The organism is Robertmurraya sp. FSL R5-0851 (assembly GCF_038002965.1).
GTDB classification, from domain to species: domain Bacteria; phylum Bacillota; class Bacilli; order Bacillales; family Cytobacillaceae; genus Robertmurraya_A; species Robertmurraya_A beringensis.
In genome coordinates this window covers 3,271,067-3,296,867 of record NZ_JBBOOE010000001.1, presented here as the reverse complement: position 1 = coordinate 3,296,867, position 25,801 = coordinate 3,271,067, and the positions used below count along the sequence as shown (strand labels likewise).

The window sequence follows — 25,801 nt, the reverse complement described above, 5'->3', positions numbered from 1 at the left end:
GTTTGAGTGAACAGTTTTCGTGTATAGGCTGTGGGGTAGATATCCAAACAGTGGATAAGGAGGCTTTAGGCTATGCGCCTCCATCCGCACTTGAAAAGGAAGTCATTATTTGCCAACGCTGTTTTCGTTTAAAACACTATAATGAGATCCAGGATGTTAGTTTAACAGATGATGACTTTTTAAAAATACTGAATGGTTTATCCCAAACGGATGCGCTTATTGTAAAAATTGTCGATATTTTTGATTTTAACGGTAGCTGGTTACCTGGTCTACACCGTTTTGTAGGGAAGAACAAAATCCTGCTTGTTGGTAATAAAGTGGACCTTCTTCCGCACTCAATAAAGCCAAATAAGGTCATTCAATGGATGAAGCGGGAAGCAAAAAAACTCGGTTTGCATCCAGAAGATGTGTTTTTAGTGAGTGCACATAAAGGTCATTTTGTTCGTGAAGTAGCTGAAGCAATCGACGAGTATCGAAATGGCAAGGATGTGTATGTAGTAGGTTGTACAAATGTCGGAAAATCCACATTTATTAACCGGATCCTAAAGGAAGTCTCGGGAGAAGGGGATGTGATAACGACTTCCCATTTTCCAGGTACGACTCTGGATATTATTGAGATTCCACTTTCCGACGGTAAGCATCTTATAGATACGCCAGGAATCATCAATCACCATCAAATGGCTCATTTTGTGAGTAAGCAGGATTTGAAAATTATCACTCCAAAAAAGGAAATAAAGCCAAAAGTCTTCCAATTGAACGAAGGACAAACTTTATTTTTCGGAGGACTTGCCCGATTTGATTTTATTAGTGGAGGAAGACAATCATTTGTTTGTCATTTTTCTAATGAAATTAATATTCATCGTACAAAACTTGATCATGCTGATGAGTTATACGAAAAGCATGTGGGTGACATGCTCTCACCTCCAAGAACAGATGAATTGGAAGAATTTCCACCACTCATTCGTCAGGAATTTATGATTAAAGAAGAGAAGACAGACATCGTGTTTTCCGGTCTGGGTTGGATCACGGTAAACGAACCTGGAGTGAAAATTGCAGCGTATGTTCCTAAGGGTGTTCATGCAATGATTAGAAAATCGCTTATATAATTTAGCTTTTTAGAGTAAATCAGCTTGATCAACCTCATGAAGTACTCAAGGCTACAACAAGGGAGAGGATTTTTTTGAAAAAGCTGTATGCGGTAATTGGGGATCCGATCGCTCATTCTATGTCGCCTGCCATGCACAATGATTTATTTGGCTTTTATGATATAGATGCTCATTATCATGCGCTTCATGTAAGAAAAGGAGACTTACAGAAAGCGATCATAGGATTAAAAGCGATACAAATTAGTGGGTTTAATGTGACTGTTCCACATAAGGTCGATATCCTTCCGATGCTTGATCGCTTAGATCCTTTAGCCGAAGCGATCGGTGCAGTAAACACAGTCGTAAATGAGGATGGTGAGCTCGTTGGATACAACACTGATGGCGAAGGATCAGTGAAAGGAATTATGAATATTATTCCAGATCTTTTCAACCATCGAATTCTCATTGTTGGGGCTGGAGGGGCTGCAAGAGCCATTTATTTTACTTTAGCTTCCATGGGGATTAAAAACATTGATGTTACCAATCGTACAAGTGAAAAAGCAGCTGAATTAATTGCTCAATGTCCATATACGGTCAACTCCAGTGTATTACTGCGTGAAGATGCTGAGAATGATTTGGACGAGTATGATATTATTATACAAACAACATCGATTGGTATGGCACCAAATGTAGAATGCCAACCGCTCTCTTTACATAACTTAAAAGAAAATAGTTTTGTAAGTGATATTATATACAACCCTCTTGAAACTTTATTTTTACGTTCTGCAAAGGATAAAGGGGCTCGCACGCAAAATGGAATCGATATGTTCGTTCTTCAAGGGGCATTAGCATTTAAAAAATGGACCGGAATTTTCCCGGACCAAAAGAGAATGGAAAAATTGGTTTTAAACCGATTAGGAGGATAAGAATGTTAACTGGTAAGCAGAAAAGATTTTTACGTTCAAAAGCTCATCATCTAAACCCTATTTTTCAAGTAGGAAAAGGTGGAGTGAACGATAACATGATTAAACAAATCAATGAGGCATTAGAGGTTAGGGAACTTCTGAAGGTAAGTGTGTTACAAAATTGTGATGAGGACAAGGACGAAGTAGCAGTTAAGTTATCGTCAGGCTGTAAGGCGGAACTTGTTCAAGTAATTGGATCTACCATTGTTTTATATAAAGAGTCTGAGGAAAATAAACAATTACAGCTTCCTTAATCCGAGGAGGTCCTTATGAGGAAAATTGGAATTTTAGGGGGAACCTTTGACCCACCCCACAATGGACATCTACTTATTGCAAACGAGGTATTAGATTCCTTAGGGCTAGATGAAATATGGTTTTTGCCTAATTCGAAACCACCGCATAAATCAACAAGTGGGACAAGCACGATCGATCGAGTGACCATGCTTGAAAAGGCAATAAGTAATCATGCCGATTTCAAAGTTGAAAAAATAGAGTTGGAGCGGAGTGGTCCGTCTTATACGTATGACACGATGAAGCTTCTGCATCAGAAAAATGAGGGTACAGAGTTTTATTTTATTATCGGGGCAGACATGGTTGAATATTTACCCAAATGGTACAAGATTGATGATTTATTGAACCTTGTTACTTTTGTCGGAGTGCAAAGACCAGAACACGTATTGCAGACAAGTTATCCGGTTATCTATATAGATATTCCGGAATTTGCCGTCTCTTCTAGTTTAATAAGAGAAAGAGTAAAGAATGGGAATACTATTCATTATCTTACCCCTGACTCCGTCATACAATATATAAAGGAGCATCAGTTATATGGATCGAGCGAAAGCGTTAGAGATTGTTAGAGAGCAATTAACCGACCATCGTTATCAGCATACACTAGGGGTAGAACAAACAGCTGTAAAGCTAGCCAAAAAATATGGAGCAAATGAGAAACAAGCGGAGTTGGCAGCAATCTTTCATGATTATGCAAAGTTTCGTCCTAAAGAAGAGATGAAACAAATCATTCTTCAAGAAAAAATGCCTGAGGAACTGCTTTCCTATAATAGTGAACTTTGGCATGCTCCAGTAGGCGCTTATTTAGTGGAGAATGAAGTTGGTATTCATGATCGTGATGTGCTACAGGCAATTCGTTACCACACTTCTGGTAGACCGCATATGTCATTGCTTGAAAAAATTATTTATGTGGCTGATTACATTGAACCGGGGAGGCAATTTCCAGGTGTCGATGAGGTCAGAGAGGTAGCTGATAATGATTTGAATGAAGCGTTATTGCTTTCTATTCAGAATTCAATTATTTTCTTAGTAAAAAAGAAACGAGCGGTTTTTCCGTTGACGCTCCAAACGTATAACTATTTCATTCATTTAAAGGAGGACTGATTGGATGACCAATCGTCAATTATTAGAAACATCAGTAAAGGCTGCTGATGATAAGCGTGCAGAGGATATTGTTGTATTAAATATGCAAGGCATTTCACTCATCTCTGATTACTTTATTATATGCCACGGAAACTCTGATAAGCAGGTTCAAGCGATTGCCAGAGAAATGAAGGAAAAGGCATTGGAAAATGGCAATATGGTTAAGAGAATGGAAGGCTTTGATGAGGCAAGATGGATCCTCCTTGATTTAGGGGATGTGGTTGCCCATATATTCCATAAAGACGAAAGAAGTTATTATAACCTCGAGCGTTTATGGGGTGATGCACCAATAGAAAACATGGAAAGTGTTCTTACTCAATGACGTATGGGAAATTTGCCTACCTTTATGATGAATTAATGAAGGATGTACCGTATGATGAATGGGTATCTATCGTAACGGAAAAATGGAGCAAATACCAGTGTAAGGGAAAGAAACTATTAGACCTAGCCTGTGGTACAGGTGAGTTATCAGTACGCTTTGCAAAAGCTGGTTTCGAAGTGACAGGTGTCGATTTATCAGCGGACATGCTTACAGTCGCTCACATGAAAGCTGAGACCAATGGGCTGAAGCTTCCTTTTTATCAACAAAATATGGTTGAACTTGACTTGTATGAGAGATTCGACATTATCGGTATATTTTGTGACTCCTTAAATTACCTACAGACGGAAGAAGAAGTATTAGAAACGTTTGAAAAGGTCTATAACTTACTTGATGAAGATGGACTTCTATTATTTGATGTTCATTCCGTTCATAAAATCATGAATATTTTTATGAATCAAACATTTACCCATGATGATGAGGATATTTGTTATATTTGGAATTGCTTCCAAGGAGAGTATCCAATTAGTATTGAACATGAACTTACCTTTTTTGTTCATGATGATGAGTCTGGGAAGTATGACCGCTATGATGAATTTCATAGCCAGAGAACCTTTCCGGTAGATGTTTATAAAAATTGGTTAGAAGCAAGTGGTTTTTATGTACTAGAGACTTTCTCTGATTTTAGGGACGATCACATAACTTCTGAGGCAGAAAGAATTTTTTTCTTAGCTAAAAAGCAGACAGAAAAATCGGCTGATTAAAATAAACAGCCGATTTTTTTTTATTCATTTGCAGGAATTATTATTTCTTTAGAGAATTATTTATTGGAAACTGTTTTTGTGTTTCAAAAACATCCTCTTCGAATTTTGTATGAGTGGCTTGAAAGAGGTGCTCAAATACGTCTCCAAGCTCTGCATCCAACACTTTAATTCCTTCCCAAGTTACTCCGCCCTTTACACAAACTTTTTGCTGTAGGGTTGGAAGTGTGTAAAATCCTTTTCGAAGCAATTCTCCAAGCCCTATTAACATTTCGCTAGCAAGTGTCGTTGCAGTTGCTTCATCAATTTTTGTTTCTGCTACAGCTGCATTAATAAATCTTTGCGTTAAGTAGCTAAAAAATGCTGGTCCACAACTTACGATATCTGATCCTACCCTTGTAATATCCTCATTTATGGACACCGGTGTGGAAATCGCATCAAACAGCTGAAGTAGTTTATCTTTCCATTCCCCCGTACAGCTATTGCCAAACGTTAGTAAAGATACACCTGCTAGTGCCCGGTTGGTAATACTAGGTATAGCTCTCGCCACCGAACAGTCTACCACTGACTCAATTTGATTAACACTGATAGGACTAGTGATGGATACAACACATTTCTCTGAGTGTAAAAACGGCTTAATATCCATTAGTACGCTATGAATGTCTTTGGGTTTTATGCATAAGAACAAGACATCTGATACTCTTGCTACGCTTCTAGCATCAGAAAGTACGGCGATGTCATTATACACTTCTTTTATATTCATTGCTTTACTAAGCGTTCGATTTGTCACATTCATAAAAGAAGGGGAAATGGCGTTTCCATCAATTAGTGCCTCAATTAATATCCTCCCCATATTCCCTGTACCAATCACTCCGATTTTCAATGTACTTCCCTCCTTCAAAAAGCAAGCATTCTCATATAAAAGTATGTAATTAAATTAGTGAATATGCCTAGAAAGGAGTAACAAGATGATTGACTCTGTAAAGAAGTATAAATGGTTTATTGTTGCCTCTTTTGTTATCGTCGTTGGAATGCTAATTTTTGCTCGCAATCTTGTAAACGAAACAGAAGTGGAAAATGAATGGACGATTCCAAGTGAAGAAGAACAAGATACGGAAGTTCACGAAGAGACGCTTGTACAGGAACCTGATGTAAAGAATTTGGTGGATGTTAAAGGAGCAGTAGAGAATCCAGGTGTTTATGAAGTGATGCTAGATGAAAGGGTAATCGATGTGATTGAAAAAGCTGGAGGATTAAAGGAAGGAGCGGATGAGACAAAAATTAACTTTGCTCAGCGGGTGACAGATGAAATGGTTTTATATATACCTTTAATAGGAGAAGAAGGGGAAAATATGATTGTGACTGCCGGTGCTGGGTCTACCTCTATTTCTACAAGTCAAGAAGCAGGCAAAATCAACATTAATACTGCCACATCCGATGATTTGCAAAATCTCCCTGGAATTGGACCGTCTAAAGCGGAAGCAATCATAGCCTATCGTGAAGATAGTGGATTATTTCAAACAATTGATGATTTAAAGCTTGTTACCGGAATTGGTGATAAGACATTTGAAAAGTTGCAGAATCTCATCATCGTAAAATAACAGCATTGACTAAAATCGACAATTTCCCTTAGACTAGTAGAAAATGAGAAATCGGGAGTGGGGAATATGAGCAACCCTCGTTTAACTTGGGATCAATACTTTATGCTAAATGCGCATCTGATAAGTATGAGAAGCACCTGTAATCGACTGAATGTTGGTTCGGTTTTGGTAAAGAATAATCGAATCATTTCAACTGGCTATAATGGGGGAATTAGTGGAGATGATCACTGCCTAGATGCGGGCTGTTACGTCGTTGATAATCACTGTCTTCGTTGTTTGCATGCCGAAGAAAATGCGATTCTTCAGTGTGCTCTTGAAGGAGTTTCCACAAAAGGAAGTCAAATTTATGTCACTCATTTTCCATGTATACATTGCATGAAAAAGATACTACAAGCAGGTATTACAAAAATCTATTACACGCATGATTATAAAAATCACGAATATTGTTACCATCTACTTCGCATAAGCAATGTGGAAGCGATAAAGCTAGAAATGGATATTGAAAATGAGCTTAACAATAAAAACGATAATTCAGGCCGATTAAGTTGGAATTTTCAAGAATAATATAATATTTTTCAGGGGGTGATATCTTGCAAGGAAGAGGGATCTATTTTGCCATTGCTTCTTTACTTGCTTTGATTATTGCTTTTCAGCCCCAAATTATGGTCAAGCTCTCACTCTTTTTATTTTTGATTTTATTTTTGTTTTATAAGAAATTCTCAAAAAGACAAATTTATATCATCTTGATGATTGTCCTTGTTTTCTATTCGAAGGCAAGGATTGATATCAACAGAAATGAATCTGGTTTTCATGGGAGTGAGACACAGTTTACTGTTTTGTTCGAAGATGAAGTATCGCTTAATGGCAGTCTCCTAAGTGGTTTTGCAAAGGATTCAACAGGAGAAAAGCTATTAATTAAATACCGAATGAAATCTGAAGAGGAAAAGTCCAGTTTAAATAAGGAAAGGCTCCTTGGATTTTCTTGTCAGATAAAAGGTAGTTTAAAAACAGTGAATGGACAAACCAACCCTAATGCCTTTGATTACCAATCTTATCTAACTCATCAACACATTCATTGGCAGTTAGTTGTTGATCAATGGGGCAATTGTAAAGAGCTTAATGGACCTATTCTTATTATCAAAAAGCAAAGGCAACAGGCAATTCGGTTATTGGAAACGTATTTTCCGAATTCCGTCGCTTCCTTAGCTAGCGCGTTGTTGTTTGGAGAAAGACAGATACTTGATCCATCCTTAGAGAAAGCGTACCAAAAACTCGGAATCATACATTTATTAGCTATTTCTGGGGCGAATGTCGCTCTTTACGTAAGTATGATTCATTATATCGGGGTGCGCTTAGGAGTAACAAGGGAACGCATGATCATTGTTCTTCTCCTCTACCTACCCATTTTTACTTATCTGTCAGGTGCCTCTCCTCCTGTGTTTCGAGCAGCGATGATGATGTTTCTATTTTTGTTCGTTAAGCTCGTATCACAGTCAAGATTAGCCACACTTGATATTTGCAGTATCGTATTCATGGTTTATGCATTTCTTTCACCTTATCTCCTATTTGATGTAGGGTTTCAGCTCTCCTTTAGTGTGACCTTCACATTACTTCTTTCCACCAAAGGATTATTAAAGCCATCAAAATTCCTCTTAATAAAAGCGTCATTTATTTCTCAGTTAGCTTCTCTCCCTATCGTTCTCTATCATTTTTATGAATTTTCTCTGTTGTCATTGTTGGCAAACCTCATTTATATTCCCATTTTCACAATAATCATAAACCCTAGTTTTATCACTCTGTTTTTTCTGTTATTCATCTTTGGAGAGCCTATCTCAATTATGGTAAAGCCAGTGGATTTTGCCATTACCTTAATGAACCAATTAACTGTACGTATAGCTTCTTTCCCGTACCAGACAGTCACTATTGGCCGTCCTTCCGTATGGATGATACTTCTCCTAATAGGCTCTATTGTCTATTTACTCTGCAAATGGGAGACCGGGAAGACAAGAAAAAGCCAACTGATTTCAATCCTTCCTTGTGTTTTTACCCTCACTTTCTCCTACTGCTTATCCCATTATTCATTCTCAGGACAAATCACGTTTGTTGATGTTGGTCAAGGAGATAGTATTGTAGTACAGAACGGTTTTCATAAAAAAACTTATGTGATAGATACTGGAGGGACTATTTCTTTCAATGAGGAGGAATGGGAAAGGCCGAGAAATCCTTTTGAAGTTGGAAATGATATTCTCGTCCCATTTTTAAAAGGGAAAGGGATAAGCACAATCGATAAACTAATATTAACGCATGGTGATATGGACCATATTGGTGGAGCAAAGTCTGTTCTCGAAACAATGAAAGTGAAAGAATTAATCCTTCCTTATGTTTCGAATCGTTCTAGCTTGGAAAATGAAATGATTCAACTAGCGAAAGAAAGGAAAACAAGCATCATATTTGTGAAGAACGGTATGAGTTGGGAAGAAAAGGGATCGACCTTTAAAATCGTGAGTCCCATTATTGAACTAGAGGATCGAAACGATAATTCAGTGGTTATTCATGTTCAATTAGGAGGTTTATTTTGGTTGTTTACAGGTGATTTAGGAGAACAAGGAGAAGAAAGACTATTGAGTGAGTATCCTAGCTTACCGGTGGATGTATTAAAAATCGGACATCATGGTAGTAAAAGCTCTACATCTGCTACTCTTCTTCAAGCCTATCAGCCGAAGGTCGCGGTAATATCTGTTGGGAAGAACAATCGATTTGGGCATCCACATCAAGATGTTTTGGATCGGTTAAAGGAAAGAAATATAAAAATTTTCCGTACTGACACAGATGGTGCAATTACTTACACTTTTCAGAATGGGACAGGAACCTTTTCTAGACATATCCCATATGATGTAACAAACCCATAAAAAAGAGACTGCAGCAGCAGTCTCCTTATGTTTTATGTAGCAGAACTTTATGCCCCTACGAGTTTAATGACAGTTGCAATGATAAATAAAGTTGCAAAAAAACCGAAGGAAACGATGAACCCTACACCAGAATCAACAGCGTCATTACGTTTACTTTGCACATTTTTCTCAAATTCGTTCACAACTACCCCTCCTAATCAATCTTAGTATAAGCGATTTCATAAAAAAAATCTACCGATCCTCTTGTTTCTTTTCCTAGCTTGTCAGTGATTGTCACAAATACTTTTTAGATGTACGGTAACAATAATGTATACAATGGGGGTTATCGCTGTAAAAGGAGTATCCTAGGCCTCTTTTTTCAGCGTTTCTATAGATGGGAATTGGTCAGGAGATTGATCAATTCCCTTTAAAATGCTTGTCAAATCCTTGATCCTTCATTAGGATAATTAAGTAACCTATTTTCCTGAACGGAGCGAGGAAAAGTGATTTTTGATTTATGGAAGCAAATTAAGAGGAAAGAATTTTCCCCAATTTACGTTTTGTATGGAACAGAATCGTTTTTAGTAAATGAAACAAAGCAGCTTTTTATTCAAAATGTATTGGGTGAAGATGAAAGTGATTTTAATCTATCCACCTATGATTTAGATGAAATCCCGATTGAAGTAGCATTAGAGGATGCCGAAACCATTCCATTCTTAGGGGATAAAAGGCTGATATTTTTAAATAATCCAGGGTTCTTAACGGCTGAAAAAACGAAGGACAAAGTGGAACATCAGCTAGGAAGATTAGAACAGTACATGAAGGAGCCGTCCCCATATTCGATTGTTGTGATGGTAGCGCCCTATGAAAAGCTGGATGAACGAAAAAAGCTAACAAAGGAATTAAAAAGAACAGCTGTTGTGGCGGAAGCAAAGAAACTTGGGGAACACGAACTAAAGAATTGGATTGTCCAAAGAGCAAAAGCGAATGGTACAATCATAGACAACGAGGCAGTAGAGCGGATGCTTGCATTAGCGGGGACTAATCTATTTTTATTAACCTCAGAGGTGGACAAGCTTAGCTTATATTGCAATGAGACAAAACAAATTGATGCTGAAACAGTAGAAAAGCTCGTGTCACGCTCACTGGAACAAAATATTTTTACTCTCGTTGATAAAGTGGTGCACCGAAAAGTAGACGAGGCATTACGTATTTATTATGATTTGTTAAGACAAAATGAAGAACCGCTAAAAATATTAGCGATTATTGCAGGTCAGTTCCGGTTAATTTACCAGGTAAAGGAATTAGCAAGACGTGGATACGGTCAACAGCAAATGGGAGGGTATTTAAAAGTACATCCATTCCGTGTGAAACTAGCTGCAGGCCAAGCCGTGAAATTTAGTGATGAAGAGCTAACGAGAATTATGAAAATGTTAGCGGACTCTGATTATCAAGCGAAAACAGGTGGAATGAACAAGGAGCTTCTAATTGAAATGTTCTTATTTCATTTACATTCTGGTTCATAAATCAAAAAAAGCTAGATCCGATAAGGATCTAGCTTTTTATCTATGATTAGCAAAAATTAAGAGTTTAATGAGTTTAATTTCTTCATTAAACGAGACTTTTTGCGAGCAGCAGCATTTTTATGGATAAGACCCTTCGCTGCAGCTTTGTCAAGTTTACTTGCAGCAAGAGCATAGCTCTCTTGTGCAGTAGTAGCGTCACCGTTTACGATAGCTGATTCTACTTTCTTAACAGCCGTACGTGTTGCAGATTTCACCATCGTGTTACGTGCATTACGCTCTTCGCTTGTTTTCACGCGCTTGATTGCAGATTTAATATTTGGCATTCTTTTCACCTCCTACAAAGCATCGAGATTATATACTCGACTATCACCATTCATTAATTTACGTAAATTAAGAACAAAACACATTTTATCATTCGGTGAATACTATTGCAATACTTTTCAATGGAAATATATTCGCTGATATCCATGGATTTGAATGGTTTCATATAGAAAAGGAAATAATAGTTGCTAGTTTCTTATCTAATTTAACGAAAGAGAGGGGCATATGATGAAAGAATCAATAGATTTAAGTAGATATTCCATCCGCACTGATTTGGCAGTGGAGGCAAGGGAGATGGTGATTGCAAGCAGGGGGAAAAATGTTACAGATGAACAAGATCTCTCGAATATAAACGGTGTGGTTATTAAAGAAAAAGAGGAGAACGGGATCAAGCTTTCGTTAGTAGAAGTGTCGAGTGAAGGAGAGAAAGAGTTAAATAAAAAAGCTGGAAAATATTTAACCATCGAAGTGCAAGGGATTAGACAACAGGACACAGATTTACAAAAAAAGGTTGAAGAAACGTTTGCGAGAGAATTCTCCCATTTTATAAGTGGACTAGGAATAAATAAAGATGCTTCCTGTCTTGTTGTTGGTTTAGGGAATTGGAACGTTACTCCTGATGCCCTTGGACCACAAGTGTGTGAAAATCTATTAGTTACGCGACATTTATATCAATTAAGTCCTGAGAGCGTGGACGAAGGTTATCGTCCAGTGAGTGCGTTAGCTCCTGGTGTAATGGGTTTAACTGGCATAGAAACAAGTGACATTATTAGGGGAGTGGTTGAAAAAACGAAGCCTGACTTTGTTATAGCTATTGACGCATTAGCTTCGCGATCCATTGAAAGGGTCAATTCAACAGTTCAAATATCAAATACAGGAATTCATCTAGGATCTGGTGTAGGAAATAAGCGTAAGGAGCTAAGTGAAGAAACCTTAGGAATACCAGTTATCGCAGTGGGTGTACCAACGGTAGTTGACGCGGTTTCCATTACAAGTGATACGATTGATTTTATTTTAAAGCATTTTGGACGGGAGCTAAAAGAAGGAAATCGCCCTTCTAGAGCTTTAGCGCCAGCAGGAATGACGTTTGGTGAGAAGAAAAAATTGACTGACGAAGATATGCCTGAAGAACATCACCGAAATACATTTCTTGGAATGATTGGCACTTTAGAAGAAGATGAAAAAAGAAGATTGATTCATGAAGTTTTGTCCCCGCTTGGACATAACTTAATGGTAACGCCAAAGGAAGTAGATGTATTTATTGAAGATATGTCTAATTTAATTGCAAATGGATTAAATGCTGCTTTGCATGATGCTGTAAATCAAGATAATGCAGGTTTCTATACAAGATAGACTTCAGCAAAATTTATTGTTCTACCTTCTCTAGTAAGTACATATCATTTACTAGACTAGGCTAAGAGGTGGAATAATGAAACTGCAAAAAACCCCCTATGTTGTAACTATTCAAGGGACAAGCATTTTAAAGCTCATTTTATCGTGTTTGTTGTTGATTTTCCTACTCTTTTCTGTGAGCGGACTATTAACTTCTTTAAATCCACAATATCAGCTTAGGTCATCGAGTGTGAACAAAGCGACTACGAATGTGAGCGGAAATGTACTCTTTCAGTTGATGGCTAGAGAAAACCATTATTTTATGAGTGGATTAGTAGAAAGAGATGAAGTTCCGAGTATGTCGAGTGTCTTGTTTAAAGCCTCCACCAATGTGAATCTTGATGATCCGCGGAGCTTACTAGGTAGAGAACTTCCGGGTTTTTCCTTATTTGATGGAAAGATTCTTGTTGCTGGGGAAGGAACCAACTATACAAATATGCCAATTGAATCTGCACCAGCAGAAGAAGCGTTAAAGAAAGAAAATGAGGCAAGCTTGCAAAATGTGGATGACATAAAAGAGGATGAATCGAAACCAAGCGCTCCACCTTCTTTAACGACAGGGGATAAAAAGGTGGCGTACATTTATTTCTCTCATACAAGAGAATCATATCTCCCATATTTAGAAGGGGTAACCAATGCCAATAGTGCACAACACTCTGAAATCAATGTGACAAAAATTGGCGATCGACTTCAAGAAAAACTAGAAGGTTATGGGGTTGGTACGATTTTAGATAAAACAGATGTCACGGATCGATTGCATGCAAATGGCTGGACATATGGTCGCTCATACGATGCATCAAGACAGATGGTTCAAGAGGCAATGGCTAGTAACTCAAATCTTTCGTATTTAATAGATATTCACCGTGATTCTAAAAGAAAAGAAGATACGACAAAAGTAATTAATGGTAAGTCCTATGCAAAGCTAGCTTTTGTTGTTGGAGCTGAACACCCAAATTATGAGAAGAACCTTAAGCTCGCAACAGAAATTCATTATAAGCTCGAGGAAAAATATCCTGGTATAAGCAGAGGAATTATCCAAAAAAGCGGAGCTAGTACAAATGGCCGTTTCAATCAGGACCTTTCTGGAAATGCTCTATTAATAGAATTTGGTGGAGTGGATAACAACTTTGACGAGCTTAATCTTTCAGCAGATGCATTTGCAGATGTATTTAGCGAGATTTTCTGGGAAGCAGAAAAGGTAAATTACCCAGTAACCGTTCCTTCTGAGGAGCAATAATGTAAATTTAGGTGATAGTTATGAAAATGTTTATGTTTAAAAGCATATTGCTAATGTCTCTCATGTTTCTATCCGTATTATTTGGAATGCAAATTGCAAACAATGGGATCGTAAACATGAAGGGATTTGATGATCCTAATTTTAAAGGTGCATTCACTATTAACGAACAAGAAGAAAATGTCCAAGTATCGGTTTTAGGAAATAATGTAGATAGTCACGATATTAATAAAAAAAGAGAACAGCTAGAAGAAATGGAAGCCTATAACTTCTTCTCAGACTTGGGCAAAACACTAGCAGACATTGTAACGGGTATAGTAGATATTACGATTGATCTGATTAGAAATAGCTAGAAATGCGGCAATCTCAGGATTGCTGTTTTTTCTTTATATGGCTAGCTCCCTCCGCTTTTCTCTATTGAATCTTATTTTACCTACTGCTATAATCAAAAATAGTGTATACGTGCGAAGTATAGTAGGAGTGAACCGAATGAACAGACAAGACAGACTAAATAGACAAGAAAAAATCAGGAATTTTTCTATTATTGCACATATTGACCATGGAAAATCCACATTAGCTGACCGTATCCTTGAAAAAACGAATGCGTTAACAGCTAGAGAAATGAAGGACCAGCTACTAGATTCAATGGACCTTGAAAGAGAACGTGGAATCACCATTAAATTAAACTCTGTGCAATTAAAATATCAAGCAAAGGATGGAGAGATTTACACTTTCCATTTAATCGATACACCTGGGCACGTCGACTTCACTTATGAAGTATCACGGAGCTTAGCAGCTTGTGAAGGAGCTGTTCTTGTGGTGGATGCGGCACAGGGAATTGAAGCTCAAACATTAGCAAATGTTTACTTAGCGCTTGATAATGACCTTGAAATTGTGCCTGTAATCAACAAAATTGACTTACCAAGTGCAGATCCAGAACGAGTACGTAATGAGATTGAAGAAGTAATTGGACTAGATGCATCTGAGGCGGTTTTAGCAAGTGCGAAAGCCGGAATTGGAATCGAAGACATACTAGAGCAAGTAGTAGAAAAAGTGCCAGCGCCAACTGGCGATCCAGATGCACCGTTAAAAGCGCTCATTTTTGACTCTCTCTATGATGCTTACCGTGGAGTAGTAGCTTATATTCGTGTTGTTGATGGAACGGTAAAAGTAGGCGACAAAATCCGCATGATGGCAACAGGAAAAGAATTCGAAGTAACAGAAGTGGGAGTATTTACACCAAAGTCGACTCCGTGTGCAGAACTAACTGTTGGTGATGTTGGATTCTTAACTGCAGCTATTAAAAACGTTGGGGATACACGAGTGGGGGATACGATTACTAGTGTGAAAAATGGAGCGACAGAAGCTCTTCCAGGTTACCGCCGTTTAAACCCAATGGTATATTGTGGTTTATATCCAATTGATAGTGCAAAGTTCAATGATTTACGAGAAGCATTAGAAAAGTTAGAACTAAATGATTCAGCACTTCAATTTGAGCCAGAAACTTCTCAGGCGCTCGGTTTTGGTTTCCGTTGTGGATTCCTAGGATTACTCCATATGGAAATTATTCAAGAGCGTATTGAAAGAGAGTTCAAAATTGACTTGATTACAACTGCACCAAGCGTTATTTATCATGTGATTATGACGGATGGTACGGAAATTAAAGTTGATAATCCTTCAAACATGCCAGATCCACAAAAAATTGCACGCGTTGAAGAGCCATACGTAAAAGCTACAATGATGGCTCCTAATGACTATGTTGGTGCGATTATGGAACTTTGTCAGGAAAAACGAGGAATCTTTATTGATATGCAATATATGGATGAGACTCGTGTAAACATTGTATATGAGATTCCGCTATCGGAAATTGTATATGATTTCTTTGATCAATTAAAGTCAAGTACAAAAGGCTATGCGTCATTTGATTACGAGTTAATTGGCTACAAAGAATCAAAACTTGTTAAGATGGATATTCTTCTTAATGCTGAAAAGGTTGATGCATTAAGCTTTATTGTTCATAAAGACTTCGCGTACGAACGTGGAAAGGTCATAGTTGAAAAGCTCAAGGAATTAATACCAAGACAACAGTTCGAGGTTCCTATTCAAGCAGCGGTTGGGCAAAAAATTGTGGCGCGTTCTACCATTAAAGCAATGCGTAAAAACGTATTAGCAAAATGTTATGGTGGAGATATCTCGCGTAAGCGAAAGCTACTTGAAAAGCAAAAAGAAGGTAAAAAGCGAATGAAGCAGGTAGGTTCCGTAGAGGTACCTCAAGAAGCATTCATGGCGGTCTTGAAAATGGATGACTCAAACTCAAAGAAGTAGATGATTTGATTTTAAAAGAAAGGTTAGATAAGCTTGATAAATCAAGTGATCTAACCTTTTTTGATTGCAAAAAAGTTATATTTTAAGGTTGTGTGAAAATGGTAAAAGCAGCATATATTCATATTCCGTTCTGTGAGCATATTTGTCACTATTGTGATTTTAATAAGGTTTTCTTAAAAGGTCAGCCTGTCGATGAATACCTAGACGCGCTTGAAGAGGAAATTCGATTAACACTAGAAAAGCACCCTGCAGAACCGCTACATTCCATATTTGTAGGAGGTGGGACTCCAACTTCATTAAGTGAAAAACAATTACAACGATTATTGTTTTCTATTAAGAAATATCTTCCATTAGAGCAGGATGCGGAGTTTACATTTGAAGCCAATCCTGGGGACTTGTCCGATGAAAAGTTCCGTGTGCTTTTTGGGGGTGGAGTCAATCGATTAAGCTTTGGTGTGCAAACCTTTGATAATCAGTTGCTAAAGGCAATCGGGAGAACACATAGAGCCAAGGATGTGTTAACCTCAATTGAAAAGGCAAAGAAAGTCGGTTTCGAAAATATTAGTGTAGATTTAATCTATAGCTTACCGAATCAAACGCTTGAGGGTTTTAAAGAAACATTACAAACCGCACTCTCCCTTGATATTCAACACTACTCTGGCTACTCCCTCATTATTGAACCCAAAACGGTGTTCTATAACCAAATGAGAAAAGGGAAGCTACCTGTTCCAGGAGAAGATGCTGAAGCAGAAATGTATTCGTTACTGATGGAGCAAATGCAGCTGGCGGGATTTCAGCAATACGAAATTTCCAACTTCGCAATTCCAGGGTATGAAAGCAAACATAATCTAACATATTGGAATAACGAGGAATACTATGGGTTTGGTGCTGGTTCTCATAGTTATGTGGCTGGAGAGAGGATTGCAAACCATGGTCCTTTAAAAAAATATATGGATCCCATCTGGAATGGCACCCTACCCTCTCATAATATTCACAAAGTGGAGAACAATGAAAAGTGGGAGGAAGAAATGTTTCTCGGTTTAAGGAAGATTGAGGGAATTAGCGTTGACCATTTCATTCAAAAATTTGGCGTAGATCCGCTATCCTTATTTAAGGAGGAGATAGATTCCTTACAAAGTCGTGATCTAATTATATTACAGGATGACAAAATTGCCTTAACAAAAAAAGGGCGGTTTTTAGGAAATGAAGTGTTTCAATCATTTATCGGCGTGATCTAAATGTTGACATATAGCCCCAACATTTGATAATTTATTATTAGATTTAGCACTCGTTAGAAGAGAGTGCTAACAGAGGTGATGAAACATGTTAACAGATCGTCAGTTATTAATTTTTCAGGTGATTGTTGATGATTTCATTCGTTCTGCTCAGCCTATAGGATCTAGAAGTTTGTCGAAAAAAGAGGATATTAGTTTCAGTTCTGCAACGATCCGTAATGATATGGCTGATTTAGAGGAGTTAGGCTTTCTTGAGAAGACTCATACTTCTTCAGGAAGAATTCCGTCCGAGAAAGGCTATCGTTTTTATGTAGATCATCTTCTTGCCCCAAAGAAGCTTGATCAGCATGATATGCAATCGGTTAAATCAATTTTTGCTGAAAGGCTTTATGAACTTGAAAAAATCGTACAAAAATCTGCAAAAATATTATCTGAGCTGACCAATTATACTTCTATAGTTCTTGGGCCAGCTGTCAGAGAGAATAAGCTAAAAAAGATTCAAATTGTTCCACTTAATAAGGAAACAGCTATTGCAATCATTGTGACTGATAAAGGACATGTAGACAATCGAATGTTTCATCTTCCTGTGGGATTAGATGCAAGCGATATTGAGAAAATGGTCAACATCCTTAATGAGCGTTTAACAGGTGTGCCGCTTGAAGATTTAAATGAGAAGATCTACAAAGAGGTTGCTACTTTACTCAGACAGCATATCCGTAATTATGATTCAATGCTTCATGCATTCGCTGATACGTTAAAAATTCCATCCAATGAAAAGGTGTTTTTTGGAGGAAGAACCAACATTCTTAGTCAACCGGAATTTCATGATATCGAAAAGGTAAAAAGCCTTTTAAACATGATTGAACATGAAAAAAGTATGTATGATTTGATTCGGAAAAATCCGACTGGAATTCACGTGAAAATTGGGAAAGAAAACAACAATTCAGCAATGGAAAATTGTAGTTTAATTACAGCTACGTATTCTGTAGGTGAGGAACAGCTTGGGACAATTGCTATTTTAGGACCTACTAGAATGGAATACTCTCGAGTGATCAGCTTATTACAAATGATTAGTCAAGATTTAACTTCTGTATTAACAAAACTGTATCAAAATAAATAACGGTGGTGATGATGTTAAGGGTTGTTACCTTAATATCGCCCACTACTTATATATAAGGAAGGACCATTTTAAGGGAGGTGAGTAATTTGACAAAAGAGAAAAGTACATTAAATGAAGAATTACAATCTTCTACTGAAACAGAAGCAAGCTCAGAAGGCATTGAAGAAGTTTTTGCTGAAGCTGAAGCGGTAACTGAGGAAAATGTTGAAACTAATCCTGAGGACTCTCGTATTCAAGAGTTGGAAATAAAACTTCAAGACGCTGAAAATCGTTACTTACGCTTGCAAGCTGATTTTGATAACTCTCGTCGTCGGGCCAGAATTGACCTTGAAGCGGCGCAAAAATATAGAGCTCAAAGTTTGATTACGAATTTATTACCAGCTCTAGATAATTTTGAAAGAGCACTTCAGGTTGAACCTGAAAATGAACAAACCAAATCGTTGCTACAGGGGATGGATATGGTTTATCGCAGTCTGACTGAAGCATTAAAAGGGGAAGGCCTTGAGGCGATTGAAGCTGTAGGTCATCCATTTGACCCGCATATGCATCAAGCGGTTATGCAAGTAGAGGATTCTAACTTTGAATCAAATGTGGTTGTAGAGGAATTTCAAAAGGGGTACAAGTTAAAGGATAAAGTCATCCGACCATCCATGGTTAAGGTGAATCAGTAATCCCTACATAATAGAATTTTGGGAGGTTATTTTTATGAGTAAAATCATTGGTATTGACTTAGGGACAACAAACTCATGTGTGTCTGTACTTGAAGGTGGAGAGCCAAAGGTCATTCCGAATGCAGAAGGAAACCGCACAACACCATCTGTTGTTGCTTTTAAAAATGGTGAGCGTCAAGTTGGGGAAGTAGCGAAGCGTCAAGCAATTACAAATCCAAATACAATCATGTCCATCAAGCGTCATATGGGTACTAGCCATAAAGAAGCGATTGAAGGAAAGGATTATACACCACAAGAAGTGTCTGCAATTATTCTTCAACATCTTAAAGCGTACGCAGAAGACTATCTTGGAGAGCCTGTTACAAAGGCTGTAATTACCGTTCCAGCTTATTTTAATGATGCTGAGCGTCAAGCGACAAAAGATGCTGGGAAAATTGCAGGTCTAGAAGTAGAGCGTATTATCAACGAGCCAACTGCGGCGGCACTTGCTTATGGTTTAGACAAAATGGACGACGATCAAACGATTCTTGTTTACGACCTTGGGGGCGGAACATTTGACGTGTCTATTTTGGAATTAGGCGATGGTGTTTTTGAAGTTAAGTCAACAGCAGGTGATAATCGTCTTGGTGGAGATGACTTTGACCAAGTGATTATCGATTATCTTGTTGAACAATTCAAAAAGGAAAATGGCATTGATCTTTCTAAAGATAAAATGGCCCTTCAACGCTTAAAGGATGCGGCTGAAAAGGCGAAAAAGGACCTTTCTGGTGTGACGACAACGCAAATTTCTCTTCCGTTTATTACAGCTGGCGAAGCTGGTCCACTTCACTTGGAAGTGACATTATCTAGAGCGAAATTTGAAGAGTTATCTGCAAACCTTGTAGAAAGAACAATGGGCCCGACTCGTCAAGCTTTAAGAGATGCTGGTTTAACACCTGCAGAACTTGATAAAGTTATTCTAGTTGGTGGATCCACTCGTATTCCTGCGGTACAAGAAGCGATTAAGCGTGAAACAGGAAAAGAGCCACATAAAGGCGTGAATCCAGATGAAGTAGTTGCAATGGGTGCGGCTATTCAAGGTGGAGTAATCTCTGGTGACGTAAAAGATGTTGTTCTTCTTGACGTAACACCATTATCACTTGGTATTGAAACAATGGGTGGCGTATTTACGAAGTTAATTGATCGCAATACGACGATTCCAACTTCAAAGTCACAGGTATTCTCAACTGCGGCAGATAGCCAAACAGCTGTTGATATCCATGTTCTTCAAGGGGAGCGTCCAATGGCTGCTGATAACAAAACACTAGGTCGTTTCCAATTAACGGACATTCCACCAGCACCACGTGGTATTCCGCAAATTGAAGTATCATTTGATATTGATAAGAATGGTATCGTAAATGTTCGTGCGAAGGACTTAGGAACAAACAAGGAACAGACAATTACGATTAAGTCTTCAACTGGTCTATCTGATGAAGAAATTCAAAAAATGGTTAGAGAAGCAGAAGAAAATGCAGATGCTGATAAAAAGCGTAAAGAAGAAGTAGAACTTCGCAATGAAGCAGATCAGCTTGTATTTACAACTGAAAAAACTCTTAAAGACCTTGAAGGAAAAGTAGACGCGTCTGAAGTAGCTACTGCAAATGAAGCAAAGGATGCACTAAAGGCTGCGATTGAGAAAAACGAATTAGAAGAAATTCGTGCGAAAAAGGATGCTCTTCAAGAAATCGTTCAAAACTTAACAGTGAAGTTATATGAAGAAGCAGCTAAGCAAGCTCAGGGAGCTGGAGGCCAAGCAGGCGAAAGTGGCAAGGATGACAATGTTGTTGATGCAGAATTTGAAGAAGTAAAAGACGATAAATAAGTTTAGGCTAACTAGCTTAGAAAAAGTCAAAGTCAAATCCATAAGACTTTGGCTTTTTCATTGATTTGGATTGAAAGGTAATGTTAAAATAACCTTTATGTGAAATGATTCGGGGAGTGGGCAATCATGAGTAAAAGGGACTACTATGAGGTACTTGGACTAAGTAAAAGTGCTTCAAAGGATGAGATAAAAAAGGCGTACCGTAAGCTATCGAAAAAGTACCATCCAGACATTAATAAGGAACCAGATGCGGATGAAAAGTTCAAAGAAGTAAAAGAAGCATATGAGGTCTTAAGTGACGATCAAAAGAAAGCACACTATGATCAATTTGGTCACACGGATCCTAACCAAGGTTTTGGTGGAGGAGACTTCGGTGGTTTTGGAGGTTTTGAGGACATATTCAGCACGTTTTTTGGTGGAGGAGGATCAAGAAGAAGAGATCCCAATGCACCAAGACAAGGAGCAGACCTTCAATATACGATGACCCTTTCTTTCGAGGAAGCGGTTTTCGGCAAGGAAACAGATTTAGAAATACCGAGAGAAGAAAATTGTGAAACATGTCACGGATCTGGAGCAAAACCAGGTACGAAGCCAGATACATGTAGTCACTGTCAGGGTACTGGTCAGTTAAATGTTGAGCAAAACACACCATTTGGTCGGATTGTGAATCGTCGAGTCTGCCATTACTGTAGCGGAACTGGAAAACAGATTAAAGACAAGTGTTCAACATGTGGTGGAGCAGGTAAAGTGAAGAAGCGTCGTAAGATCCATGTGAAAATTCCTGCAGGTATTGATGATGGTCAACAGCTTCGTGTTTCTGGACAAGGTGAACCAGGAGTGAATGGTGGACCGGCGGGAGATTTATATGTTGTATTCCATGTCCGTTCACATGAGTTCTTTGAACGCGATGGAGACGATATTTATTGTGAAATGCCGATTAATTTTGTCCAAGCCGCACTAGGTGATGAAGTGGAAGTACCAACATTACACGGAAAAGTAAAACTGAAAGTGCCAGCTGGGACGCAAACAGGAACCAAATTCCGTTTGAAAGGAAAAGGAGTTCCAAACGTAAGAGGTTATGGTACTGGTGATCAGCATATTATTATTCGAATCTTAACACCAACGAAATTAACTGAAAAGCAAAAGCAATTGCTGCATGAGTTTGCAGAGGTTAGTGGAAGTGTACCTCAAGGTGAGCATGAAGAAGGTTTTTTTTCAAAAGTAAAGAGAGCATTTAAAGGCGAATAAAAGGAATAGGAGTTGGTAGGATGAAATGGTCAGAACTTTGCATTCATACAACAAATGAGGCAATAGAACCGATTTCAAATATATTGCATGAGGCAGGCGCAAGTGGAGTGGTAATTGAGGATCCACTAGAGCTTGTAAAAGAAAGGGAAGACCAATTCGGTGAAATCTACCAACTCAATCCTAAAGATTATCCGGATGAAGGTGTAATGGTTAAAGCATATTTACCGGTTACAAGCTTCTTGGGAGAAACGGTTGATGCAATTAAGGAATCCATTAACAACCTAAGCATTCATAATATTGATATTGGAAGAAATACCGTAACGGTCAGTGAAGTGAATGAAGAGGAATGGGCAACTGCATGGAAGAAGTATTATCATCCAGTGAAAATTTCTGAACGGTTTACCATTGTACCTACGTGGGAAGAATATACTCCAGTTTCAAGTGATGAGTTAATTATTGAATTGGATCCGGGAATGGCATTCGGTACAGGGACGCATCCGACAACTGTTATGTGTATACAGGCATTAGAAAGAACAGTTAGAGACGGAGACCATGTTGTCGACGTTGGAACGGGAACAGGTGTATTAAGTATTGCATCAGCTATGTTAGGTGCAAGCTCAGTCCTCGCTCTAGATTTAGACGAAGTGGCTGTGAAATCAGCAAAGATTAATAGCAAGCTGAATAAAACACATGAAGTTGTAACCGTTATGCAAAATAATTTACTTGACGGTGTGGATCAATCGGCGGATGTGGTAGTTGCAAATATTTTAGCTGAAGTGATTGTTCGCTTTACTGATGATGTAGCAAGAGTTGTTAAAAAAGACGGTTATTTTATTTCTTCAGGTATCATTCTACAGAAAAAAGATGAAGTTAGGGCAGCTATAGAGGGCTCTGGATTTGAAATAGTTGAGACGATCCAAATGGAAGATTGGATTGCGATGATTGCGAAAAGGCAATAATGTGAAGGGGGGTATCCCCCTTTTATACATGTATAAAGAAGGTGTAGCGTGTGCAACGATATTTTGTTGATCAGACAACGGAAGGACGATTTGTCATAGAGGGTGACGATTTCAGGCACATTGTAAAAGTGATGAGATTAAAAATTAACGATCAAATCATTTGTACGACTTCCAAAGGAGAAGGGGCTATTTGCCAAATTGCAGAAATTACCGATGAACAAGTCGTTGCAGACGTTGTACAATGGGAGGTAGTGTCTTCTGAACTTCCCGTTCGGGTGACGATTGCAAGTGGTCTTCCTAAAGGTGACAAGCTTGAATGGATTATACAAAAAGGCACTGAATTAGGTGCCTATTCTTTCGTTCCAGTAGCAACCGCTAGATCGGTAGTGAAATGGGATGAAAAAAAGGCGGATAAAAAAGTAGACCGTTGGCAAAGGATCGCAAAGGAGGCGGCAGAGCAGTCGCATCGACGGATCGTGCCAACTGTGGTACCTCCTCTTAATTTAGCAAAACTTATTAGTCTTTCAAAAGACTATGCCTATAAATTAATTGCTTATGAGGAAGAAGCAAAGCAAGGGGAGCGCTCGACTCTCGCGCGCACTCTTCAAGAGATGAAGAATGATGAAAGTATCTTAATTGTGTTTGGTCCTGAAGGTGGACTAACAGAATCAGAAGTTGAGTTGCTTTCCCAAAAAGGGTTCCAGCCATGTGGGCTTGGTCCAAGAATTTTACGTACAGAGACAGCACCCTTATACGTGCTGTCAGCTATTTCTTATCAATTTGAACTATTGAGGTGAACAATATGCCATCAGTTGCATTTCATACATTAGGTTGTAAGGTAAATCATTACGAAACAGAAGCCATATGGCAGCTATTTCAAGAACAGGGATATGAGAGAGTAGACTATGAATCAACTTCAGATGTTTATGTCATCAATACTTGTACAGTAACAAACACAGGCGATAAAAAGAGTCGCCAAGTAATCAGACGCGCGATTCGTAAAAATCCGGATGCGGTTATTTGTGTGACAGGCTGTTATGCGCAAACATCACCGGCTGAAATTATGGCTATTCCTGGTGTAGATATTGTTGTTGGAACCCAGGACCGTGTGAAGATGCTTGAATATATCGAACGCTTTAAGGAAGAAAGACAACCAATAAATGCGGTTGGAAATATTATGAAAAATCGCGTTTACGAGGAATTAGATGTTCCAGCCTTTACGGACCGTACTCGTGCGTCTTTAAAGATTCAAGAGGGCTGCAATAATTTCTGTACGTTTTGTATTATTCCTTGGGCTCGTGGACTAATGAGATCACGTGATCCAAAGGAAGTGATCAGACAAGCACAGCAGCTCGTTGATGCTGGGTATAAGGAGATTGTATTAACGGGTATTCACACCGGTGGATACGGTGAAGATATGAAGGATTATAATCTTGCCATGTTATTAAAAGATATAGAAAAAGAAGTGATTGGGCTTGAGAGACTAAGAATCTCTTCTATTGAAGCAAGTCAAATTACCGATGAAGTTATTCAAGTAATGAATGACTCTAAAGTAATTGTAAGACATCTTCATATTCCATTGCAATCTGGTTCAAACACGGTGTTAAAAAGAATGCGCCGTAAGTATACGATGGAATTCTTTGGTGAGCGCTTAAACCGATTGAAGGAAGCTCTACCAGGTCTTGCGGTTACTTCTGATGTAATCGTTGGATTCCCTGGTGAATCAGAAGAAGAATTTCTGGAAACTTATCATTTCATCAAGGATCATAAATTTTCTGAACTGCATGTATTCCCTTATTCAAAACGTACGGGAACACCAGCTGCAAGAATGGATGATCAAGTGGATGAAGAAGTTAAGAATGAGCGTGTGCATCGATTAATTTCATTATCTGATCAATTAGCGAAAGAGTATGCTTCACAATTTGAAGGGGAAGTACTCGAAGTGATTCCTGAAGAACGTTCAAAAAACGGTGAAGGAATGTATGAAGGATATACAGATAATTATTTAAAGGTTATATTTAAAGGGACAGAGGACATGATTGGACAAATTGTAAAGGTGAAAATTACAAAAGCTGGTTACCCTTACAATGAAGGTCAGTTTGTCCGTGTGCTCGATGAGTTTGTTAGAACAGCAGAACAAGCAGCGATATAATTTTTTAATTGGAGTGAATATGATGAAAGAAATCGCCAAAATGATTGATCACACTTTGCTAAAAGCTGAAGCAACAAAAGACCAAATTGAACAATTATGTGCTGAAGCAAAGGAATATCAATTTGCATCTGTATGTGTGAACCCAACGTGGGTGGCTTATGCAAGTGAGTTATTAAAAGGAACGGGTGTGGATGTTTGTACGGTTATCGGCTTTCCATTGGGAGCCAATACACCTGAGACAAAAGCCTTTGAAACAACGAACGCCATTGAAAATGGTGCGACTGAGGTAGATATGGTTATCAACATCGGTGCCCTAAAAAATGGAGATGACTCACTGGTAGAAAAAGATATTCAAGCGGTTGTTAATGCTGCAAAAGGTAAAGCATTAACAAAGGTGATTATTGAAACATCTCTTTTAACAGAAGAGGAAAAAGTGCGTGCATGTAAGCTAGCTGTAAGTGCAGGTACGGATTTTGTCAAAACATCTACAGGCTTTTCAACTGGTGGAGCAACGGTTGATGATATTGCATTAATGCGTAAGACGGTTGGTCCTACAATTGGTGTAAAAGCTTCGGGTGGAGTAAGAAGCGCAGAAGATGCAAAAAATATGATAGATGCTGGTGCAACTCGAATTGGAGCTAGCTCAGGTATTGCTATTGTGAAAGGTTTAGTTTCCAATAGTGACTATTAAAAATAAAAACATGCCA

The 25,801-nt window shown here is 38.3% G+C and carries 27 protein-coding genes; 24 read left to right on the top strand and 3 right to left on the bottom strand.

All coding sequences use genetic code 11. The features are described from left to right. The first annotated feature begins 2 nt into the window (after window positions 1–2). The 7 genes from yqeH to MKX65_RS17000 all read left to right on the top strand — a co-directional run bounded on the left by yqeH (window position 3) and on the right by MKX65_RS17000 (window position 4,564). The gene (gene yqeH / locus MKX65_RS17030; protein WP_340904698.1) at window positions 3–1,106 is read left to right on the top strand and encodes a ribosome biogenesis GTPase YqeH; all 1,104 of its coding nucleotides are present in this window, start codon (window positions 3–5) and stop codon (window positions 1,104–1,106) included. Between the two features lie 74 nt (window positions 1,107–1,180). Further along, on the top strand, window positions 1,181–2,011 hold the full coding sequence (gene aroE, locus MKX65_RS17025) for a shikimate dehydrogenase (protein WP_160547467.1): 831 nt from the start codon (window positions 1,181–1,183) through the stop codon (window positions 2,009–2,011). Between the two features lie 2 nt (window positions 2,012–2,013). Next, window positions 2,014–2,304 carry a ribosome assembly RNA-binding protein YhbY gene (gene yhbY / locus MKX65_RS17020; protein WP_160547466.1) on the top strand — a complete coding sequence of 97 codons (291 nt, stop codon included), beginning with the start codon at window positions 2,014–2,016 and terminating at the stop codon, window positions 2,302–2,304. Between the two features lie 15 nt (window positions 2,305–2,319). Further along, window positions 2,320–2,907, top strand: coding sequence for a nicotinate-nucleotide adenylyltransferase (locus MKX65_RS17015; RefSeq protein ID WP_160547465.1), 588 nt, complete (start codon window positions 2,320–2,322; stop codon window positions 2,905–2,907). Then, window positions 2,876–3,442, top strand: coding sequence for a bis(5'-nucleosyl)-tetraphosphatase (symmetrical) YqeK (gene yqeK, locus MKX65_RS17010; RefSeq protein ID WP_160547464.1), 567 nt, complete (start codon window positions 2,876–2,878; stop codon window positions 3,440–3,442). Before MKX65_RS17015 ends, yqeK begins: the two co-directional genes overlap by 32 nt. A 4-nt stretch (window positions 3,443–3,446) precedes the next feature. Continuing rightward, a complete protein-coding gene (gene rsfS, locus MKX65_RS17005; protein ID WP_160547463.1) occupies window positions 3,447–3,803 on the top strand; it encodes a ribosome silencing factor in 357 nt (118 codons plus the stop codon). Then, window positions 3,800–4,564 carry a class I SAM-dependent DNA methyltransferase gene (locus MKX65_RS17000; RefSeq protein ID WP_340904695.1) on the top strand — a complete coding sequence of 255 codons (765 nt, stop codon included), beginning with the start codon at window positions 3,800–3,802 and terminating at the stop codon, window positions 4,562–4,564. The genes rsfS and MKX65_RS17000 overlap by 4 nt, the downstream gene beginning before the upstream one ends. A 40-nt stretch (window positions 4,565–4,604) precedes the next feature. Here the strand turns inward: MKX65_RS17000 and comER are convergent, their stop codons facing one another. Continuing rightward, window positions 4,605–5,444 carry a late competence protein ComER gene (gene comER, locus MKX65_RS16995; RefSeq protein ID WP_340904694.1) on the bottom strand — a complete coding sequence of 280 codons (840 nt, stop codon included), beginning with the start codon at window positions 5,442–5,444 and terminating at the stop codon, window positions 4,605–4,607. A gap of 85 nt (window positions 5,445–5,529) precedes the next feature. Between comER and MKX65_RS16990 the strand changes: the two genes are divergently transcribed. The 3 genes from MKX65_RS16990 (at window position 5,530) to MKX65_RS16980 (ending at window position 9,071) form a co-directional block, all read left to right on the top strand. Then, entirely contained in the window at window positions 5,530–6,162 is a 633-nt protein-coding gene (locus tag MKX65_RS16990) for a helix-hairpin-helix domain-containing protein (RefSeq protein WP_340904693.1), read from the top strand. A gap of 66 nt (window positions 6,163–6,228) precedes the next feature. Continuing rightward, window positions 6,229–6,726, top strand: coding sequence for a ComE operon protein 2 (locus MKX65_RS16985; protein WP_160547459.1), 498 nt, complete (start codon window positions 6,229–6,231; stop codon window positions 6,724–6,726). Between the two features lie 26 nt (window positions 6,727–6,752). Further along, window positions 6,753–9,071: a DNA internalization-related competence protein ComEC/Rec2 gene (locus tag MKX65_RS16980; RefSeq protein ID WP_340904692.1), complete on the top strand. Its 2,319-nt coding sequence runs from the start codon at window positions 6,753–6,755 to the stop codon at window positions 9,069–9,071. 47 nt (window positions 9,072–9,118) lie between these two features. Here the strand turns inward: MKX65_RS16980 and MKX65_RS16975 are convergent, their stop codons facing one another. Continuing rightward, window positions 9,119–9,253, bottom strand: coding sequence for a YqzM family protein (locus MKX65_RS16975; RefSeq protein ID WP_084361972.1), 135 nt, complete (start codon window positions 9,251–9,253; stop codon window positions 9,119–9,121). A gap of 300 nt (window positions 9,254–9,553) precedes the next feature. Between MKX65_RS16975 and holA the strand changes: the two genes are divergently transcribed. Then, the gene (gene holA / locus MKX65_RS16970; protein ID WP_340904690.1) at window positions 9,554–10,576 is read left to right on the top strand and encodes a DNA polymerase III subunit delta; all 1,023 of its coding nucleotides are present in this window, start codon (window positions 9,554–9,556) and stop codon (window positions 10,574–10,576) included. Between the two features lie 56 nt (window positions 10,577–10,632). On the opposite strand, the gene rpsT is transcribed toward holA, so the two are convergent. After that, window positions 10,633–10,899: a 30S ribosomal protein S20 gene (gene rpsT, locus MKX65_RS16965; RefSeq protein ID WP_119709192.1), complete on the bottom strand. Its 267-nt coding sequence runs from the start codon at window positions 10,897–10,899 to the stop codon at window positions 10,633–10,635. Window positions 10,900–11,125: 226 nt separating this feature from the next. Here rpsT and gpr point away from each other — a divergent pair, with 226 nt between their 5' ends. The 13 genes from gpr to deoC all read left to right on the top strand — a co-directional run bounded on the left by gpr (window position 11,126) and on the right by deoC (window position 25,785). Next, the gene (gene gpr / locus MKX65_RS16960) at window positions 11,126–12,250 is read left to right on the top strand and encodes a GPR endopeptidase (protein WP_340904689.1); all 1,125 of its coding nucleotides are present in this window, start codon (window positions 11,126–11,128) and stop codon (window positions 12,248–12,250) included. A gap of 76 nt (window positions 12,251–12,326) precedes the next feature. Continuing rightward, window positions 12,327–13,526, top strand: a complete 1,200-nt coding sequence (gene spoIIP / locus MKX65_RS16955; RefSeq protein WP_340904687.1) for a stage II sporulation protein P — start codon at window positions 12,327–12,329, stop codon at window positions 13,524–13,526. A gap of 20 nt (window positions 13,527–13,546) precedes the next feature. Beyond that, window positions 13,547–13,876 (top strand): DUF3679 domain-containing protein, encoded by a 330-nt coding sequence (locus tag MKX65_RS16950; protein WP_160547456.1) that lies wholly within the window; start codon window positions 13,547–13,549, stop codon window positions 13,874–13,876. A 136-nt stretch (window positions 13,877–14,012) separates the two neighbouring features. Then, window positions 14,013–15,848: a translation elongation factor 4 gene (gene lepA, locus MKX65_RS16945; protein WP_160547455.1), complete on the top strand. Its 1,836-nt coding sequence runs from the start codon at window positions 14,013–14,015 to the stop codon at window positions 15,846–15,848. 98 nt (window positions 15,849–15,946) lie between these two features. Continuing rightward, the gene (gene hemW / locus MKX65_RS16940; RefSeq protein ID WP_340904686.1) at window positions 15,947–17,086 is read left to right on the top strand and encodes a radical SAM family heme chaperone HemW; all 1,140 of its coding nucleotides are present in this window, start codon (window positions 15,947–15,949) and stop codon (window positions 17,084–17,086) included. An 85-nt stretch (window positions 17,087–17,171) separates the two neighbouring features. Beyond that, window positions 17,172–18,203: a heat-inducible transcriptional repressor HrcA gene (gene hrcA / locus MKX65_RS16935; RefSeq protein ID WP_160547453.1), complete on the top strand. Its 1,032-nt coding sequence runs from the start codon at window positions 17,172–17,174 to the stop codon at window positions 18,201–18,203. 86 nt (window positions 18,204–18,289) lie between these two features. Beyond that, the gene (gene grpE / locus MKX65_RS16930; protein WP_340904683.1) at window positions 18,290–18,874 is read left to right on the top strand and encodes a nucleotide exchange factor GrpE; all 585 of its coding nucleotides are present in this window, start codon (window positions 18,290–18,292) and stop codon (window positions 18,872–18,874) included. A gap of 34 nt (window positions 18,875–18,908) precedes the next feature. Next, window positions 18,909–20,735 (top strand): molecular chaperone DnaK, encoded by a 1,827-nt coding sequence (gene dnaK / locus MKX65_RS16925; protein WP_160547451.1) that lies wholly within the window; start codon window positions 18,909–18,911, stop codon window positions 20,733–20,735. Window positions 20,736–20,861: 126 nt separating this feature from the next. Next, window positions 20,862–21,983, top strand: coding sequence for a molecular chaperone DnaJ (dnaJ, locus tag MKX65_RS16920; protein ID WP_160547450.1), 1,122 nt, complete (start codon window positions 20,862–20,864; stop codon window positions 21,981–21,983). 20 nt (window positions 21,984–22,003) lie between these two features. Further along, window positions 22,004–22,942, top strand: coding sequence for a 50S ribosomal protein L11 methyltransferase (gene prmA / locus MKX65_RS16915; RefSeq protein WP_160547449.1), 939 nt, complete (start codon window positions 22,004–22,006; stop codon window positions 22,940–22,942). A gap of 50 nt (window positions 22,943–22,992) precedes the next feature. Continuing rightward, a complete protein-coding gene (locus MKX65_RS16910) occupies window positions 22,993–23,739 on the top strand; it encodes a 16S rRNA (uracil(1498)-N(3))-methyltransferase (protein WP_340904681.1) in 747 nt (248 codons plus the stop codon). Window positions 23,740–23,744: 5 nt separating this feature from the next. Then, window positions 23,745–25,094, top strand: a complete 1,350-nt coding sequence (mtaB, locus tag MKX65_RS16905; RefSeq protein WP_160547448.1) for a tRNA (N(6)-L-threonylcarbamoyladenosine(37)-C(2))-methylthiotransferase MtaB — start codon at window positions 23,745–23,747, stop codon at window positions 25,092–25,094. A gap of 19 nt (window positions 25,095–25,113) precedes the next feature. Then, on the top strand, window positions 25,114–25,785 hold the full coding sequence (deoC, locus tag MKX65_RS16900) for a deoxyribose-phosphate aldolase (RefSeq protein WP_160547447.1): 672 nt from the start codon (window positions 25,114–25,116) through the stop codon (window positions 25,783–25,785). Window positions 25,786–25,801 lie beyond the last annotated feature (16 nt).

Coding starts and splice junctions, on each gene's coding strand:
- yhbY (WP_160547466.1), top strand. CDS start 2,014: ATGTTAACTGGTAAGCAGAAAAGATTTTTACGTTCAAAAGCTCATCAT.
- MKX65_RS17015 (WP_160547465.1), top strand. CDS start 2,320: ATGAGGAAAATTGGAATTTTAGGGGGAACCTTTGACCCACCCCACAAT.
- yqeK (WP_160547464.1), top strand. CDS start 2,876: ATGGATCGAGCGAAAGCGTTAGAGATTGTTAGAGAGCAATTAACCGAC.
- rsfS (WP_160547463.1), top strand. CDS start 3,447: ATGACCAATCGTCAATTATTAGAAACATCAGTAAAGGCTGCTGATGAT.
- MKX65_RS17000 (WP_340904695.1), top strand. CDS start 3,800: ATGACGTATGGGAAATTTGCCTACCTTTATGATGAATTAATGAAGGAT.
- MKX65_RS16990 (WP_340904693.1), top strand. CDS start 5,530: ATGATTGACTCTGTAAAGAAGTATAAATGGTTTATTGTTGCCTCTTTT.
- MKX65_RS16985 (WP_160547459.1), top strand. CDS start 6,229: ATGAGCAACCCTCGTTTAACTTGGGATCAATACTTTATGCTAAATGCG.
- rpsT (WP_119709192.1), bottom strand. CDS start 10,899: ATGCCAAATATTAAATCTGCAATCAAGCGCGTGAAAACAAGCGAAGAG.
- gpr (WP_340904689.1), top strand. CDS start 11,126: ATGAAAGAATCAATAGATTTAAGTAGATATTCCATCCGCACTGATTTG.
- spoIIP (WP_340904687.1), top strand. CDS start 12,327: ATGAAACTGCAAAAAACCCCCTATGTTGTAACTATTCAAGGGACAAGC.
- MKX65_RS16950 (WP_160547456.1), top strand. CDS start 13,547: ATGAAAATGTTTATGTTTAAAAGCATATTGCTAATGTCTCTCATGTTT.
- lepA (WP_160547455.1), top strand. CDS start 14,013: ATGAACAGACAAGACAGACTAAATAGACAAGAAAAAATCAGGAATTTT.
- hemW (WP_340904686.1), top strand. CDS start 15,947: ATGGTAAAAGCAGCATATATTCATATTCCGTTCTGTGAGCATATTTGT.
- hrcA (WP_160547453.1), top strand. CDS start 17,172: ATGTTAACAGATCGTCAGTTATTAATTTTTCAGGTGATTGTTGATGAT.
- dnaK (WP_160547451.1), top strand. CDS start 18,909: ATGAGTAAAATCATTGGTATTGACTTAGGGACAACAAACTCATGTGTG.
- dnaJ (WP_160547450.1), top strand. CDS start 20,862: ATGAGTAAAAGGGACTACTATGAGGTACTTGGACTAAGTAAAAGTGCT.
- prmA (WP_160547449.1), top strand. CDS start 22,004: ATGAAATGGTCAGAACTTTGCATTCATACAACAAATGAGGCAATAGAA.
- mtaB (WP_160547448.1), top strand. CDS start 23,745: ATGCCATCAGTTGCATTTCATACATTAGGTTGTAAGGTAAATCATTAC.
- deoC (WP_160547447.1), top strand. CDS start 25,114: ATGATGAAAGAAATCGCCAAAATGATTGATCACACTTTGCTAAAAGCT.